The sequence below is a fragment of the Streptomyces sp. C10-9-1 genome, from assembly GCF_024497955.1.
GTDB classification, from domain to species: Bacteria; Actinomycetota; Actinomycetes; order Streptomycetales; family Streptomycetaceae; genus Streptomyces; species Streptomyces sanyensis.
Map to the genome: position 1 here is coordinate 85,697 of NZ_JANHKP010000008.1, position 15,169 is coordinate 100,865.

Below are 15,169 nucleotides of genomic sequence, written 5' to 3' on the forward strand. Positions count from 1 at the left end.
GTCCGGTGGCCGCCGCCCGCGGTGCCCGGCGGCTCAGTCCGCCGCGTCGAGGGTCACCGAGAAGGAGAAGCGGTCCCCGCGGTAGCGGATGCGGGCGACGTCCACGACGCGGCCGTCCTCGTCGTAGGTGACGCCCGTGTAGTGCAGGATCGGGCTGAGCAGCGGGACGTCCAGCAGCTCCGCGGTCTCGGGGTCGGCGAGCCGCGCCTCCACGGTGTCGGTGATCCGGCTGATCCGCACGCCGAGGACGTCCCGCAGGACCTTGGTCATCGGCCAGCGCTCCAGGTCCGCGATGTCGACCCGGTCCGCCAGCTCGGTCCGGAGCGCGTTCTCGGCCCAGTTGGTGGGTTCCTCGCTGTCGCCGTCCCGGCGCAGCCGCCGGAACAGCACGACCTCCTCCGCGCTGGGGAAGTACTCCGCCAGGTCGGCGGGGACGGGGCACGGCCCGTGGCCGAGGACGGTCGTCCGCTCGCCCGACTGCTGGGCGACCACCGCGTCGATCGAGCCCAGCAGCCGCCGGGGCGCGCCCCGGCGCGCGCCCGGCTCGATGAAGGTGCCGCGCCGGCGGTGCCGGCTGATCAGCCCCTCCTCCTCCAGCTCCTTCAGCGCCTGCCGCATGGTCAGCACGCTGACCCCGTAGTGCCGGGCCAGCTGCTCCTCGGTGGGCAGCCGCAGCGACGCCTCGGGGGAGCGCCCCAGTATCGAGGCGCGCAGCGACTGCGACACCTGGTACCACAGCGGGAGCTTGCGGTTGAGGACCAGGGAGTCCGGGGCGAAGGAGGAGGTCACGGCGTCTCCGTACACGGCATCTGCTGACTACGGCCGGAAGTGGCGCTCAAGACCCTCCCACACGGAGTCGTACCCGGTCTGAAGGTGTCCCGCGGAAGCCGCCTGGGCGGTGGTGGTCACCGGCCAGCGGGTCTCGAACATGAAGGCCAGGCCGTCGTCGATCTTCTGGGGCCTCAGCTCCGCCGCGCTGGCCCTGTCGAAGGTCTCCCGGTCCGGGCCGTGCGCGGACATCATGGTGTGCAGCGAGCCGCCGCCCGGGACGAAGCCCTCCGCCTTGGCGTCGTAGGCGCCCTCGATCAGACCCATGTACTCGCTCATCACGTTGCGGTGGAAGTACGGCGGGCGGAAGGTGTCCTCGCCGACCAGCCAGCGCGGTGCGAAGACCACGAAGTCGACGCCCGCGAGCCCCGGGGTGTCGGACGGCGAGGTCAGCACGGTGAAGATCGACGGGTCCGGGTGGTCGTAGGAGATGCTGCCGATGACGTTGAAGCGGCGCAGGTCGTAGACGTAGGGGGTGTGGTTGCCGTGCCAGGCGACCACGTCGAGCGGAGAGTGGCCGTAGGTCGCGGTCCACAGGTTGCCGCAGTACTTGTTGACCACCTCCACCGGGCCCTCGACGTCCTCGAAGGCGGCGACCGGCGCGAGGAAGTCCCGGGCGTTGGCCAGGCCGTTGGCGCCGATCGGGCCGAGGTCGGGCAGCTGGAAGGGCCGTCCGTAGTTCTCGCACACGTAGCCGCGGGCGGTCGCGTCCAGCAGCTCGACGCGGAAGCGCACCCCGCGCGGGACGAGCGCCACCTCCCCGGGGCGCACCGGCAGCAGGCCCAGCTCGGTGACGAGCAGCAGGCCGCCGCGCTCGGGGACGATCAGCAACTCGCCGTCGGAGTTCCCGAAGACCCGCCGCATCGACGTGTCCGCGTGGTAGAGGTGCACGGCCATGCCCGAGCGCTGGGTGACGTCGCCGTTGCCGCCGAGCGTCCACAGTCCGGCGAGCCAGTCGGTGCCCGGCTCCGGTTCCGGCAGCGGGTTCCAGCGCAGCCGGTTGGGGTCGGGCACGGCCTCGGTGAACGGGGCGCTGCGCAGCGTTCCGTTGTCGGTGCGCACGAAGGCGGGGTGCGCGGCCGAGGGGCGGATCCGGTACAGCCAGGAGCGCCGGTTGTCGGCCCGCGGCTCGGTGAAGGCACTGCCGCTGAGCTGCTCCGCGTACAGGCCCAGGGGCGCCCGCTGGGGGGAGTTGCGCCCGTGCGGGAGGGCGCCGGCCGCCGCCTCCGAGCTGTGCTCGTTCCCGAAGCCCGGGGAGAAGGACCGCTCCGTCAGACCTTCCGCGATCTTCCGCGCCTGCTCACTGCCGCTCATCGCCGCTCCTGTGCCTGTCGGCCTGCCGCCGACGCCCGCGTTTCCGATTCCTATGGACAACCGTAGGATTCCAGGTCGGGTCCGTCAACGGCTGCGGCCGGGCATGATGGGCGCGTGTCCTCGTCCCCGCTGCGGCGCGTCCCCGTGCAGCGGCGCAGCGCCGACCGGCTCGCCCGGATCCTGGACGCCTGCGCCGAACTCCTCGACGCCTGCGGCTACGAGGAGCTGTCCACGCGCGACGTGGCGGCCCGCGCGGGCGTCCCGATCGGCTCCGTCTACCGCTTCTTCGGCAACAAGCGCGCCCTGGTCGAGGCCCTCGGGCGGCGCAACCTCGACCGCTACGCCGCCCGGGTCGAGGAGTGCCTGGCCCGGGTGCCCGCAGGGTGCTGGCGCGGAGCGGTGGACGTGGTCCTCGACGAGTACCTCGCCATGAAGCGCACGGTGCCGGGCTTCGGGCTGATCGACTTCGGGGTGCAGGTGCCGCTCGGCTCGCGGGGCGCCCGCGTCGGCAGCGAGGTGGCCGACCGGCTCGCCGGCCTGCTCGCGGCGCACCTGGGCCGCGATTCGGCGGACGGGGAACTGCGGCGGGCCGTGCTCGTCGCGGTCGAGGCGGCCGACGCCGTGCTCCAGCTCGCCTTCCGGGTGGACGAGTCCGGTGACGGGGCGATCGTGGCCGAGGCGAGGCGCCTGGTGTGCGCCTACCTGGCCCACGTGCTGCCGGACGGCGCCGGGCGCGGCTGAACGGCGGGGTGCGCCGCCGGGGCCGTGCCTTCCGGGGGCTGCCCCGCATCCGTACCGGTCGGTATGCTGCCGGGGTCCCGTGCCGCCGCACCCCCGCTCCCGGGAGGCCCCGTGTCCCGCACGTCACCCACCGCCCGCACCGCCCTGCGCATCTGCCCGCTCTGCGAGGCGACCTGCGGGCTGGTCCTCACCGTGGAAGGCGACCGCGTCACCCGCGCGCGCGGCGACCGCGACGACGTCTTCAGCTCCGGGTTCGTCTGCCCCAAGGGCGCCGCCTTCGCGGAACTCGACTCCGACCCCGACCGGCTGCGCACCCCCCTGGTCCGGACCGCGGGTGTCCTGCGCCCCGCCACCTGGGACGAGGCCTTCGACCGGATCGCCCGCCGCATCCCCGGGATCGCCGCCGCCCACGGCCCGAACGCCGTGGGCGTGGTCCTCGGCAACCCCAACGTCCACACCATGGCCGGGGGCCTCTACCCGCCCCTGCTGCTCGCGGCACTGGGCACCCGCAGCCTCTTCACCGCCTCCACCCTCGACCAGATGCCCAAGCACGTGTCCGGCGGGCTCCTGTTCGGCAGCGCCGCCGCCATCCCCGTGCCCGACCTCGACCGGACCCGGCATCTGCTGCTGCTCGGCGCCAACCCCTTGGAGTCCAACGGCAGCCTCTGCACCGCACCCGACTTCCCCGGCCGCCTCAAGGCACTCCGCCGCCGCGGCGGCACCCTCACCGTGGTCGACCCGCGCCGCACCCGCACCGCGCGCCTCGCCGACCGCCACCTCGCCCTCCGGCCCGGCACGGACGCGCTGCTGCTCGCGGGCCTGGTCCACGTCCTGTTCGAGGAGAAGCTCACCGACCTCGGGGGCCTCGCCGACCACGTGGAGGGCGTCGACGCGGTGCGCGAGGCCGTCGCGGACTTCACCCCGGAGGCCGTGGCCGCCGCCTGCGACACGGACCCCGGGACCGTACGGGAGGTCGCCCGGGAACTGGCGGCCGCGGAGTCGGCCGCCGTGTACGGGCGCATCGGCAGCTGCACCGTCGACCACGGGACCCTCGCCAGCTGGCTCGTCGACGTCCTCAACATCCTCACCGGCAACCTCGACCGCCCCGGCGGCGCCCTCTTCCCCCTCTCCGCGACCGAGCGCGCACCCCGCCCCGCGGCTCCGGGCAGGGGCTTCGTGCTCGGCCGCTGGAGCAGCCGGGTCTCCGGCCGTCCCGAGGCCAAGGGCGAACTGCCCATGGCCGCCCTCGCGGAGGAGATCGAGACGCCCGGCGAGGGCCGCGTCCGCGCCCTGGTCGCCATCGCCGCCAACCCCGTCCTCTCCGCCCCCGACGGCGACCGCCTCGACCGGGCCCTGGAGGAGCTGGACTTCATGGTCAGCGTCGACCCCTACCTCAACGAGACCTCCCGCCACGCGGACGTGGTGCTCCCGCCGCCCCCGCCCTCCCAGAGCGCCCACTACGACTTCGCCTTCAACGCCCTCGCGGTGCGCAACCAGGTCCGCTACACCCCGCCCGCCGTTCCCCTGGCACCCGGCCTGATGGACGAGTGCGAGATCCACGCGCGCCTGGTGCTGGCCGTCTCCGGGATGCACGGCGCCGAGCCCGGCACCGTCGACGACCTGGCCATCCGGCGGACCCTGGCCGCGGCGGTCCGGGACCCCCACTCGCCCGTCCACGGGCAGGACGCCGACGCCCTGGCCGCACGCCTCACCGGCACCACGGGCGCCGAGCGCCGCCTCGACCTGATGCTGCGCCTCGGCCCCTACGACCTCACCCTCGACGAGCTGCGCGAGCACCCCCACGGCATCGACCTCGGCCCCCTCGCCCCCCGTGTGCCGGGGATCCTGCGCACCCGCAGCGGGCGGGTCGAGCTGCTGCCGGAGCCGATCGCCGGCGACCTGCCCCGGCTGCGCGCGGCACTCACCGGCCGTGCGGAGCACGCGCTGGTGCTGGTCGGCCGCCGCCATCTGCGCTCCAACAACAGCTGGATGCACAACCTGCCCGCGCTGAACGGTGGTTCCAACCGCTGCACCCTGCACGTCCACCCCGAGGACGCGGCCCGGCTCGGCCTGCGCCACGGGGGCCGGGCCGCGGTCTCCTCCGACGGCGGCCGCATCGAGGCCCCGGTGGAGGTCACCGAGGAGGTCCGCCGGGGTGTCGTCAGCCTGCCGCACGGCTGGGGGCACGACCGGGCCGGGACGCGGCTGTCGGTCGCGTCCGCCGTCCCCGGGGCCAACGTCAACCAGCTGCTCGACGGCTCCCGGCTCGACCCGCTGTCCGGCACCGCGGTGCTCAACGGCTTCCCCGTCACGGTGACCGCCCTTCCGCCCGCGCCCCCCGCGCCCTGATCCCCGCACCCGGCTCGGGCCCGCCCGGTCGCCGCCCGGACCGGCGCCGACCCGGCGCCCCGCCCGTCCGCCGCCCCCGGAGGGCGTGTTCCGGCCAGGGTCCCGCCCCCGCACGGCCCCGGGCGGCGGCGGGAATCCCGGCCGTTCGGGCTCGTGCACAAGGCATTCCCCCGGCGCGTGCGGTGGGCTACCTTCAGCCACTCGGCTGCCTTCCTCACCTCCGGGCGGGACCTCATGACGCGCGCCATCGCTCTGCACGACGTCGGCAAGAGATACGGGCGCGGCCCGCGTGCCGTCGACCGCTTCACGCTCACCGTCGAACCCGGCGAGTTCCTGGTGCTCCTCGGGCCGTCCGGATGCGGCAAGTCCACGGTGCTGCGCATGATCGCCGGGCTGGAGGACATCACCGAGGGCCGGCTGCTGCTCGACGGCGAGCCCGCCAACCACATCCCGCCCCGCGAGCGGGACATGGCCATGGTCTTCCAGAACTTCGCGCTCTACCCGAGCATGACCAACCGCGAGAACATCGGCTTCCCGCTCCGGCTGGAGAACCCGCGGGCCGACCGGAACCCCCGCGTCGAGGCCACCGCCCGGATGCTCGGGATCGAGGACCTCCTCGACCGCTTCCCCGGCCAGCTCTCCGGCGGCGAGCGCCAGCGGGTGGCCATGGGGCGGGCGATCTCCCGTCGCCCCTCCGCCTTCCTCATGGACGAGCCGCTCTCCAACCTCGACGCCAAGCTCCGCGGCCACCTGCGTGCCGAGATCGCCCGCCTCACCGCCGAACTCGGCGTCACCACCGTGTACGTCACCCACGACCAGGCCGAGGCGATGTCCCTCGGCGACCGGGTGGCCGTGATGCGCGGGGGCGTCCTCCAGCAGGTCGGCGCCCCCCGGGACACCTACGCCCTTCCTGCCAACGTCTTCGTCGCCGCGTTCATCGGCACGCCCCGGATCAACCTGTTGGAGGCCGTCGTGCACGCCCCCCTCGACGGACCGATGACCCTCGACCTCGGGCGCCAGCGCATCCGGCTGCCCGAACCCCTCAGCCCCGACCACCAGTTGCTCCGCATCCAGCAGGGGCGGCGGCTCGTCCTCGGGCTGCGCTTCGAGGGGGTGCGCATCGCCCCGCCGAGCCGGGCCCGGCCCGGCGAGGCCCCGCTCACCGGCACGGTGGAGCACATGGAGTACCAGGGCCACGAGGCCCTGGTGCACTTCGCCACCGGCTCGCGCCCCGCCCCCGTGGGCGAGCTGGAGGCCGCCCGGCCCGTGTCGCCCGTCCGCCGCCGCGCCGGCGGGCCCGGCACGCTCACCCGGTTGAAGAACCGGGCCGCCGGCCGGCTCGCCCGCCCGCTCGCCGTCCTGGACGCCCCCGAGGCGCCGGGCGAGGGCGAGCGCCCCGCCACGGCCCCGGGCGACCTGGTGGTCCGCACCGGACCCGACGTCCGCCTGCGGCGGGGTGCGCAGGTGCCGCTGCTGGTGGACGTGGCCCACCTGTACGTCTTCGACCACCACGGCCGCCGGGTGTGCCCGGCACCCGCCGAGCTCCCCGGCTTCGACGTCTGACGGCCCGGTTTCCCGAGGCCGCGCGCCGGCGTCGGCCCCGCCCGGCCGCGCGCCGCCCGCGGCCGGGGTGGTGCGCGCCCGCCGGTGGCCGGAACGGCCGCGGTGGGGGGAGGGGGGCCCTGGCGCTCGAAAACTAACATCGCTAGTTTGGTGGGCCGGAGCTACCCGTGCGGAGGAGTGCCATGAAGGCTCACGACGGCCTGTACATCGACGGCGCCTGGCGGCCCGCCCTCGCGACGGGCGCCATCGCCGTGGTGAACCCGGCCGACGAGCAGATCATCGCCCATGTCCCGGACGGCGGGGAGGCCGACGTGGACGCCGCCGTGCGTGCCGCCCGGGCCGCGTTCCCCGCCTGGCGGGCCACCCCGCCCGCCGAGCGGGCCGCCGTGCTGTCCGCCCTCCACGAGGAACTGGGCCGCCGCACCGAGGAGATCGCCGAGACCGTCACCGCCGAGCTGGGCGCCCCGCCGAAGCTCGCCCTCGCCGTCCACGCCTCCCTCCCGGTCACCGTCGCCGGATCCTTCGCGGAGCTGGCCGCCACCTGCGCCTTCGAGGAGACCATCGGGAACTCGACCGTGCTGAGGGAGCCGGTCGGCGTCGTGGGCGCCATCACGCCCTGGAACTACCCGCTCCACCAGATCGTCGCCAAGGTCGCGCCCGCCCTGGCCGCCGGGTGCACCGTGGTGCTCAAACCCGCCGAGGACACCCCGCTGACCGCGCAGCTCTTCGCGGAGGCGGTCGACGCGGCGGGTGTGCCGGCAGGTGTGTTCAACCTGGTCACGGGCGTCGGGGCGGTCGCCGGGGAGGCCCTGGCCGGGCACGAGGACGTGGACCTGGTCTCCTTCACGGGGTCCACCGCCGTGGGCCGCAGGGTCGCCGCCACCGCGGGCGCCGCGATCAAGCGGGTCGCCCTCGAACTCGGAGGCAAGTCCGCCAACGTCGTCCTGCCGAGCGCCGACCTCGCCGCGGCCGTCAACGCCGGAATCGCCAACGTGATGGCCAACTCCGGCCAGACGTGCAGCGCCTGGACCAGGATCCTCGTGCACACCGACCGCTACGAGGAGGCCGTGGAGCTGGCGGTCGCGGCCGTCGCCAGGTACGTCCCCGGCGAGCGGGTCGGCCCGCTGGTCAACGCCCGCCAGCGCGAGCGCGTGCGCGGCTACATCGACCGGGGCGTGGCCGAGGGCGCCCGGCTCGTCGCCGGCGGCACCCGGCCGCCGCTGCCGACCGGCTACTACGTCAGCCCCACCGTCTTCGCCGACGTCACCCCGGGCATGACCATCGCCCAGGAGGAGATCTTCGGCCCGGTCGTCTGCCTGATGCGGTACGAGGACGAGGAGGACGCCCTCGCCCTCGCCAACGGCACCGTCTACGGTCTGGCCGGAGCGGTGTGGGCGGCCGACGACGCCGAGGCCGTCGCCTTCGCCCGCCGCATGGACACCGGCCAGGTCGACATCAACGGCGGCCGCTTCAACCCCCGCGCCCCCTTCGGCGGCTACAAGCAGTCGGGCGTCGGCCGGGAACTCGGGCCGCACGGCCTTGCCGAGTACCTTCAGACCAAGTCCCTCCAGTTCTGATCCGGGAGCAACGCATCGTGGTCCGTGCAGCCGTCCTGCCCTCCGTCGGCGCCCCCCTGGAGATCACCCGGATCTCCCTGCCCGAGCCCGGCCCCGGCCAGGTCCGGGTCCGGCTGGCCGCCGCGGGGGTCTGCCACTCCGACCTGTCGCTCTCCGACGGCACCATGCGGGTGCCCGTCCCGGCCGTCCTCGGCCACGAGGGTGCCGGGACCGTGCTCGCCGTCGGCGAGGGCGTCGAACACGTCGCCGTCGGCGACGGCGTCGTCCTCAACTGGGCGCCCTCCTGCGGAACCTGCCACCACTGCTCCCTGGGCGAGGTGTGGCTCTGCACCGAGGCGCTGGCCGGCGTGGGCCGCGTGCACGCCACCGCGGCCGACGGCACCGCGCTCCACCCGGGCCTGAACGTGGCCGCCTTCGCCGAGGAGACCGTCGTCCCCGCCGGCTGCGTACTGCCCGCCCCCGAGGGCGTCGACCTCGCCGACGCGGCCCTGCTCGGCTGCGCCGTGCTCACCGGCTACGGCGCGGTCCACCACGCCTCCCGGGTGCGCGAGGGGGAGTCCGTGGCCGTCCTCGGCGTCGGGGGCGTCGGCCTCGCCGCGCTCCAGTCCGCCCGGATCGCGGGCGCCGGGACGATCGTCGCCGTGGACGTGTCCCCGGAGAAGGAGGAGCTGGCACGGCGAGCGGGCGCCACCGACTACGTGCTCGCCTCCGACGCCACGGCCAAGGAGGTCCGCCGCCTCACCGGGGGCCGGGGCGCGGACGTGGCGGTCGAGTGCGTCGGCCGCGCCGCCACCATCCGCGCCGCCTGGGACGCCACCCGGCGCGGCGGGCGCACCACGGTCGTCGGCATCGGCGGCAAGGACCAGCAGGTGACCTTCAACGCGCTGGAGATCTTCCACTTCGGCCGCACCCTCTCGGGCTGCGTCTACGGCAACTCCGACCCCGCCGCCGACCTCCCGGTCCTCGCGGAGCACGTGCGCGAAGGCCGCCTCGACCTCTCCGCGCTGGTGACGGACCGCATCCCGCTGGACGGGATCCCGGCCGCCTTCGACGCGATGCGCCGGGGGCGGGGCGCGCGTTCACTGGTCGTCTTCTGACGCGCCGGGGCGGCGCGCCCGCCCGAGGGCGTGGACCGGGCGGGTGTCAGCGGGCCATCCGCCGCCCCAGCTCCCGGGCCCGGGCACGCAGCCCCTCGGCCCAGTGGGCGCCGTCCGGCGGGAGGTGCGCCCCCGTGCCTTGGGAGACCTGCACGTCGGTGAGTGGTTCCCCGGGCGGGAGACCGAGCCTGGCCCAGTCCGGCTCGATCCCGGCGCGCTCGGCGAGGACGAGGACCGTCGCGGTGAAGCCCTCGGACAGCGCGAGGACGACGGCGTGGCCCGTCCTGCGGTGCCGGTCGAGCAGGGCCTCGACGAAGGCGGCGAAGGCCACCGGGTCGATCGCGCACTCGTCCATCTCCATCGGCCCCAGTCCCGACGGCAGCTCCAGCTCCTCCTCGAAGAGCCTCACCTGGCGCAGGAACAGCCGCGAGGCGCCGTTGGACGGGTTCCACAGGGTCTCGTCGCCGAGGTCGTAGAACTGGCTCATCGTGCTGGTGTCCCTCCCGTTGCGGCCGGCCATCGTATGCGCCGCCGGGCAGCCCCTACCCCTCCGGGTGATGTGCGCGGTGTCCGCGCTTCGGGCGATGGCCGCGGTCGGTACGGTCGCGGGCGGGGGCCCGGCCGAGGTCCTCCAGGCCCCGGATCGTGGAACGGTGAACCATGGCCGCACGCAAGGACGTCGACGGCTCCGCGAGTGTCCCGGCCCTCTACGGGGCGGAGCTCCGCCACCCACCGGAGGGAGGCCGCCGGGCTGACGCTCCAGCAGACGGTGGAGGGCAGCTTCTACGGCGCGAGCCTGCTCAGCGAGATCGAGCGGGGCTCGCGGCGGATGCCCGCGGATCTGGCCCGGCACGTGGACCGGCTGCTCGCGACGGACGGCTTCTTCGAGCGCCGCTGCGAGGACGTGCGCAGGGCCAAGCACCGTGGACACGCCGAGTACTTCGAGCGCGTCCTGGACGCGGAAGCCCATGCCTCGGCCATCGAGCAGTGGTCGCCCGCCGTCGTTCCCGGTCTGCTCCAGACAGAGGCGTACATGCGTGCGCTGTTCAAGACGGAGCGCTCGCCGCTCTCCTCACGGGAACTGGAGGAGAGGGTGGGCGCGCGCCTGGCCCGCGCCGATGTGCTCCGGGCGTCCACCGGCACCCCGCAGTACTGGGTCGTGGTGCACGAGGCCCTGGTCCGCCACTCCGTGCTGCCGCCCGGTGAGATGGCCGTGCAACTCGACCACATCGCCCAGTTCGCCCGGGACGAGCGCATCTTCGTGCAGGTTCTGCCGTGGAGCGCCGGGGCGTATCCGCTCATGCAGGGGAACGCGATGATCCTGGAGTTCGCCGACGCTCCACCCCTGGTGTACGTGGAGTCCCAGCACCACGGCAGCACTCATGACGATCCAGCCCTCGTGAAGCGGTACCGGAGGTCGTACGATCTGCTGAGGGCTGCCGCCCTGCCACTGGACGCGTCCCTGGCGCTTCTGGAGAAGGCGGCCGAAGACTGCGGACAAGGCGGGCAAGCTGGTGGACGTGACCACAGGCTGGCGTAAGAGCAGCTACAGCAACACCTCCGGCGGAGACTGCCTCGAAGTGGCCGACGGGGTCTCCGGCTCCGTCCCGGTGCGGGACTCCACGCGGCCCGAGGGGCCCGTCGTGGTGGTGGGCGCGGGGGCGTGGGCGGTGTTCGTCGGCGGCCTGCGACGCGGGGCCCGCTGACCCGCCCGGGGATGCCGCGGGCGCGGGTCCGGGTGTTGCGGGGCATGAGTCGGTGACACCGGCCGATGCCAGTGGAACCGAGATGCTCCGACGGGCATCGGTCGGGTAGCGTGCGGGCCATGTCGAGTCCTGAGTCAGACGAGGTGGGGGCTTTCGGTCACGCCGTCAGCCCCCTGGACCACTGAGCTCGTAGCCCTGTCGTCCCGCCGCGTTCCGCGGCCGGGCGAGTGTGCCCTTGGGGCTGGCCGCGGTGACGAGATGACCTTCTCGTGCTTCTCCTCACCCCGGAGCCACTCGATGCCTCTCCCGCTGTACCTGCTTGCCATGGCGGTTTTCGCCATGGGCACCTCGGAATTCATGCTTGCCGGCCTCCTGCCGGACATCGCCTCGGACCTCGACGTCACGGTCGGGACCGCCGGAACGCTCACGTCGGCCTTCGCGGTCGGCATGATCGTCGGTGCCCCACTCGTGGCCGCGCTTGCCCGCAACCGGCCCAGGCGCTCCACCCTTCTCGGGTTCATCCTCACTTTCGCCGCAGCTCATGCCCTGGGCGCCATGACCACGGGCTTCCCGGTCCTGTTCGCCACCCGGGTCGTCGCCGCGCTCGCGAACGCAGGGTTCCTCGCCGTCGCTCTGACGGCTGCCGCCACACTGGTCTCACCCGACAGGAAGGGACGTGCACTGGCCGTGCTGCTGTCAGGCACGACGGTGGCCACGATCGCCGGTGTCCCCGGCGGCTCGGTGCTCGGCACGTTGCTCGGCTGGCGGGCCACGTTCTGGGCTGTCGCCGCTCTCTGCCTGCCCGCGGCCCTCGGCATCCTGAAGGGAATCCCCGCAGGGCGTGACGAGGATGAGGCGACTGGCAGGCCGGCGTTGCGAGCGGAGTTCACCCAGCTCACACGGCCGCGGTTGATCCTGGTGATGCTGCTCGGCGCGCTGGTGAACGCGGCAACCTTCGGAAGCCTCACCTTCCTCGCCCCCGTGGTGACCGACAGCGCCGGGCTGGGCGAGTTGTGGGTCTCCGTCGCCCTGGTGCTCTTCGGCGCCGGTTCCTTCGTGGGCATCACCCTCGCCGGCCGACTGTCCGACCGGCGTCCCGGTCCGGTCATCGCAGTCGGCGGCCCGCTGCTGCTCGTCGGCTGGCCGGCCCTCGCGATGCTGGCCGACGAGCCGGTCGCCCTGTTCCTCCTCGTGTTCGTACAGGGCGCGCTGTCGTTCGCGCTGGGCAGCACGCTGATCACGCGGGTCCTCTACGAGGCCACGGGAGCCCCCACCATGGCCGGCTCGTACGCGACCGCGGCGCTCAACGTGGGCGCCGCCGTCGGCCCCGTCATCGCTGCGGCGACCCTCAGCACCGAAGCCGGGGACCTCGGGCCGCTCTGGGCAAGCGGACTCCTCGTCGCGGTCGCGCTGCTCATCGCGTTCCCTCTCCTCACCACCATCACGGCCGGCCGGAGCGCCGAGGTGCTCCGGTGACACACGCGAACGCCCCTTTGGACGTTGAGGGGCGCCGAAGGCGCGCGGCGCGCTGCCGTACCCGTCCGATCGCGCACGTCACCGCCGAGGCCGGTGTCTCCCGTGGGCCTACTCGGTTGATTCGGCAACGCGGCGAGTCGCCGTGCCGGGCGTCGCGACGGGGCGAACGTTGCCTGACGGGGCACTAGTCGCCCCTGGTGCTCCAGCCGCCGCGCACGCCCGCCTCGTACTGGAGGGCCAGGCCGTCGAGCAGGGCGGTCAGGCCGGTGGCGAACGCGCCCTCGTCCACCTGCTCCTGGCGCTCCGCCAGCAGATGCGCCTGGCCGAGGTGGGGGTAGTCCGCCGGGTCGTAGGCGGCCGCGTCGTCCACGAAGCCGCGGGCGAAGGAGCCGAGGGCCGAGCCCGTGACGAAGTAGCGCATCAGGGCGCCGATGCTGGTCGCCTGGGCGGGCGGCCATCCGGCGCGGACCATCGCCCCGAAGACCGCGTCGGCGACCCGCAGGCCGGCGGGCCGCCGTCCGGGGCCCCGGGCGAGCACCGGGACGGCGTTGGGGTGGGCGCGCAGGGCGGCCCGGTAGGAGAGCGCCCAGTCGTGCAGCGCGGTGCGCCAGTCGCGGGGGTCGTCCGCGTCGAACATCGACAGGTCGATCCGGGCGCTGACCGCGTCCGCGACGGCGTCCAGGATCTCGTCCTTGTTGCGGAAGTGGTTGTACAGGGAGGGCCCGCTGACACCGAGTTCGGCCGCGATCCGGCGGGTGGAGACCGCGTCCAGGCCCTCCGCGTCCACGAGTGCGCCGGCCGTCTCGACGATCAGGTCGCGGCTGAGGAGGGGCTTGCGCGGTCGGGCCATGCGGCACATAGTAGGGCCTGCCCACAATAAACTAGCGGTGGTAGTTAACGGGGGAGTGCCCGCGCATGGACCTGGAGCTCAGCGAGGAGCAGGAGGCCGTCCGGCGGCTGGCCCGGGACTTCGTCGTCCGCGAGGTGGCCCCCCATGCCGCCGCGTGGGACCGGGCCGAGAGCGTCGACCGCGCCCTCGTGCGGAAGCTGGGCGCTCTGGGGTTCCTGGGGCTCACCGTCGACGAGGCGTACGGCGGCTCCGGCGGCGACCACCTCTCCTACTGCCTGGTCACCGAGGAGCTCGGACGCGGGGACTCCTCCGTGCGCGGAATCGTCTCCGTCTCGCTCGGGCTGGTGGCCAAGACCATCGCCGCCCACGGCACCGACGCGCAGAAGCGGGCCTGGCTGCCCCGCCTGACCTCGGGCGAGGCGCTCGGCTGCTTCGGCCTCACCGAGCCCGGCACCGGCTCGGACGCGGGCAACCTGGCCACCCGCGCGGTCCGCGACGGCGATGACTTCGTCATCGACGGCACCAAGATGTTCATCACCAACGGAACCTGGGCGGACGTGGTGCTGCTGTTCGCCCGCACCGGCGAGGCCCCCGGTCACCGGGGCGTCTCGGCCTTCCTGGTCCCGGCCGGCACCCCCGGGCTGACCCGCCGCCCGGTGCACGGGAAGCTCGGTCTGCGCGGCCAGGCGACGGCGGAACTGGTGCTCCAGGGCGTCCGCGTCCCCGCCTCGGCGATGCTCGGGCCCGCGGGCAAGGGGTTCGCCGTCGCGATGTCGGCCCTGGCCAAGGGGCGGATGTCGGTCGCCGCCGGGTGCGTCGGCATCGCGCAGGCCGCGCTGGACGCCGCGGTCGGCTATGCCGGGGAGCGCGAGCAGTTCGGCCGCTCCATCGCCCACCACCAGCTGGTCCAGGAACTGCTCAGCGACATCGCCGTCGACGTGGACGCGGCCCGGCTGCTCACCTGGCGGGTGGCCGACCTCGTCGACCGGGGCCGGGAGTTCGCCACCGCCGCCTCCACCGCGAAGCTGTTCGCCTCCGAGGCGGCGGTGCGCGCCGCCGGCAACGCCCTCCAGGTCTTCGGCGGCTACGGCTACATCGACGAGTACCCCGTCGGCAAGCTGCTGCGCGACGCGCGGGTGATGACCCTGTACGAGGGCACCAGCCAGATCCAGAAGCTGATCATCGGCCGGGCGCTGACCGGGGTGTCCGCCTTCTGAGGGGCGCTGCGGACCCGCGGGCGTGCCCCCGGGCCCGCGGCGGGCGCCCGGAGTGAGTACCCGGAGTGAGTACCCGCGCCCATGTGGCACGTGCCACCACCCCGGATGCTGGGGCCATGAGTGAGACACCGGTCAAGCAGCAGAACACCGCGGCCTACTACGGTCAGGCCGTCCTCTCCTTCGCGATCGCCCTGGGAGCCGTGGTCCTCGGGCTCTACCACATGGAGGCGGACGCCTGGGTGCGGGCCTTCCTCGGGATCGCCGTCCTCTACCTGACCACCTCCGCCTTCACCCTCGCCAAGGTCGTCCGCGACCGGCAGGAGGCCGGGCAGATCGTCAGCCGGGTCGACCAGGCGCGCCTGGAGAAGCTGCTCGCCGAGCACGACCCCTTCCAGAAGCTCTGACGCGTCCGGCTAAGCGGCCGCTCATCCCCGGGGTATGGTGTTCGTCC

At 74.2% G+C, this 15,169-nt stretch carries 13 protein-coding genes and 1 pseudogene; 10 read left to right on the forward strand and 4 right to left on the reverse strand.

The window, feature by feature from the left end; all coding sequences use genetic code 11:
* Positions 1–33 precede the first annotated feature (33 nt).
* Positions 34–789: a GntR family transcriptional regulator gene (locus NPS70_RS13095; RefSeq protein ID WP_256524369.1), complete on the reverse strand. Its 756-nt coding sequence runs from the start codon at positions 787–789 to the stop codon at positions 34–36.
* 27 nt (positions 790–816) lie between these two features.
* Positions 817–2,142, reverse strand: coding sequence for a homogentisate 1,2-dioxygenase (hmgA, locus tag NPS70_RS13100; protein ID WP_256524370.1), 1,326 nt, complete (start codon positions 2,140–2,142; stop codon positions 817–819).
* Positions 2,143–2,256: 114 nt separating this feature from the next.
* On the opposite strand from hmgA, the gene NPS70_RS13105 reads away from it, so the two are divergent.
* From NPS70_RS13105 to NPS70_RS13125, 5 genes are all read left to right on the forward strand, one after another.
* Positions 2,257–2,883, forward strand: a complete 627-nt coding sequence (locus NPS70_RS13105; protein ID WP_256524371.1) for a TetR/AcrR family transcriptional regulator — start codon at positions 2,257–2,259, stop codon at positions 2,881–2,883.
* 63 nt (positions 2,884–2,946) lie between these two features.
* Positions 2,947–5,232 carry a molybdopterin-dependent oxidoreductase gene (locus NPS70_RS13110; protein ID WP_256524372.1) on the forward strand — a complete coding sequence of 762 codons (2,286 nt, stop codon included), beginning with the start codon at positions 2,947–2,949 and terminating at the stop codon, positions 5,230–5,232.
* A gap of 234 nt (positions 5,233–5,466) precedes the next feature.
* The gene (locus tag NPS70_RS13115) at positions 5,467–6,795 is read left to right on the forward strand and encodes an ABC transporter ATP-binding protein (RefSeq protein WP_256524373.1); all 1,329 of its coding nucleotides are present in this window, start codon (positions 5,467–5,469) and stop codon (positions 6,793–6,795) included.
* Positions 6,796–6,977: 182 nt separating this feature from the next.
* Positions 6,978–8,372: an aldehyde dehydrogenase family protein gene (locus tag NPS70_RS13120; protein ID WP_256524374.1), complete on the forward strand. Its 1,395-nt coding sequence runs from the start codon at positions 6,978–6,980 to the stop codon at positions 8,370–8,372.
* A gap of 17 nt (positions 8,373–8,389) precedes the next feature.
* Entirely contained in the window at positions 8,390–9,469 is a 1,080-nt protein-coding gene (locus tag NPS70_RS13125; RefSeq protein WP_256524375.1) for a zinc-binding dehydrogenase, read from the forward strand.
* A gap of 46 nt (positions 9,470–9,515) precedes the next feature.
* On the opposite strand, the gene NPS70_RS13130 is transcribed toward NPS70_RS13125, so the two are convergent.
* Positions 9,516–9,956 (reverse strand): DUF6086 family protein, encoded by a 441-nt coding sequence (locus NPS70_RS13130; RefSeq protein WP_256524376.1) that lies wholly within the window; start codon positions 9,954–9,956, stop codon positions 9,516–9,518.
* A gap of 173 nt (positions 9,957–10,129) precedes the next feature.
* Here NPS70_RS13130 and NPS70_RS13135 point away from each other — a divergent pair.
* The 3 genes and pseudogenes from NPS70_RS13135 (at position 10,130) to NPS70_RS13145 (ending at position 12,651) form a co-directional block, all read left to right on the forward strand.
* Positions 10,130–11,009 (forward strand): annotated as a pseudogene (locus NPS70_RS13135) (DUF5753 domain-containing protein).
* The gene (locus NPS70_RS13140) at positions 10,984–11,175 is read left to right on the forward strand and encodes a DUF397 domain-containing protein (protein ID WP_256524377.1); all 192 of its coding nucleotides are present in this window, start codon (positions 10,984–10,986) and stop codon (positions 11,173–11,175) included. Before NPS70_RS13135 ends, NPS70_RS13140 begins: the two are co-directional and overlap by 26 nt.
* 297 nt (positions 11,176–11,472) lie before the next feature.
* Positions 11,473–12,651 (forward strand): Cmx/CmrA family chloramphenicol efflux MFS transporter, encoded by a 1,179-nt coding sequence (locus NPS70_RS13145; RefSeq protein ID WP_256524378.1) that lies wholly within the window; start codon positions 11,473–11,475, stop codon positions 12,649–12,651.
* Positions 12,652–12,835: 184 nt separating this feature from the next.
* Here the strand turns inward: NPS70_RS13145 and NPS70_RS13155 are convergent, their stop codons facing one another.
* Entirely contained in the window at positions 12,836–13,501 is a 666-nt protein-coding gene (locus tag NPS70_RS13155; protein ID WP_256524379.1) for a TetR/AcrR family transcriptional regulator, read from the reverse strand.
* 65 nt (positions 13,502–13,566) lie between these two features.
* Between NPS70_RS13155 and NPS70_RS13160 the strand changes: the two genes are divergently transcribed.
* Positions 13,567–14,718 carry an acyl-CoA dehydrogenase family protein gene (locus NPS70_RS13160; protein ID WP_256524380.1) on the forward strand — a complete coding sequence of 384 codons (1,152 nt, stop codon included), beginning with the start codon at positions 13,567–13,569 and terminating at the stop codon, positions 14,716–14,718.
* 116 nt (positions 14,719–14,834) lie between these two features.
* Entirely contained in the window at positions 14,835–15,122 is a 288-nt protein-coding gene (locus NPS70_RS13165; RefSeq protein ID WP_256524381.1) for a YiaA/YiaB family inner membrane protein, read from the forward strand.
* Positions 15,123–15,169: the final 47 nt, after the last annotated feature.

Coding starts and splice junctions, on each gene's coding strand:
- hmgA (WP_256524370.1), bottom strand. CDS start 2,142: ATGAGCGGCAGTGAGCAGGCGCGGAAGATCGCGGAAGGTCTGACGGAG.
- NPS70_RS13110 (WP_256524372.1), top strand. CDS start 2,947: ATGCTGCCGGGGTCCCGTGCCGCCGCACCCCCGCTCCCGGGAGGCCCC.
- NPS70_RS13115 (WP_256524373.1), top strand. CDS start 5,467: ATGACGCGCGCCATCGCTCTGCACGACGTCGGCAAGAGATACGGGCGC.
- NPS70_RS13120 (WP_256524374.1), top strand. CDS start 6,978: ATGAAGGCTCACGACGGCCTGTACATCGACGGCGCCTGGCGGCCCGCC.
- NPS70_RS13130 (WP_256524376.1), bottom strand. CDS start 9,956: ATGAGCCAGTTCTACGACCTCGGCGACGAGACCCTGTGGAACCCGTCC.
- NPS70_RS13145 (WP_256524378.1), top strand. CDS start 11,473: ATGCCTCTCCCGCTGTACCTGCTTGCCATGGCGGTTTTCGCCATGGGC.
- NPS70_RS13155 (WP_256524379.1), bottom strand. CDS start 13,501: ATGGCCCGACCGCGCAAGCCCCTCCTCAGCCGCGACCTGATCGTCGAG.
- NPS70_RS13160 (WP_256524380.1), top strand. CDS start 13,567: ATGGACCTGGAGCTCAGCGAGGAGCAGGAGGCCGTCCGGCGGCTGGCC.
- NPS70_RS13165 (WP_256524381.1), top strand. CDS start 14,835: ATGAGTGAGACACCGGTCAAGCAGCAGAACACCGCGGCCTACTACGGT.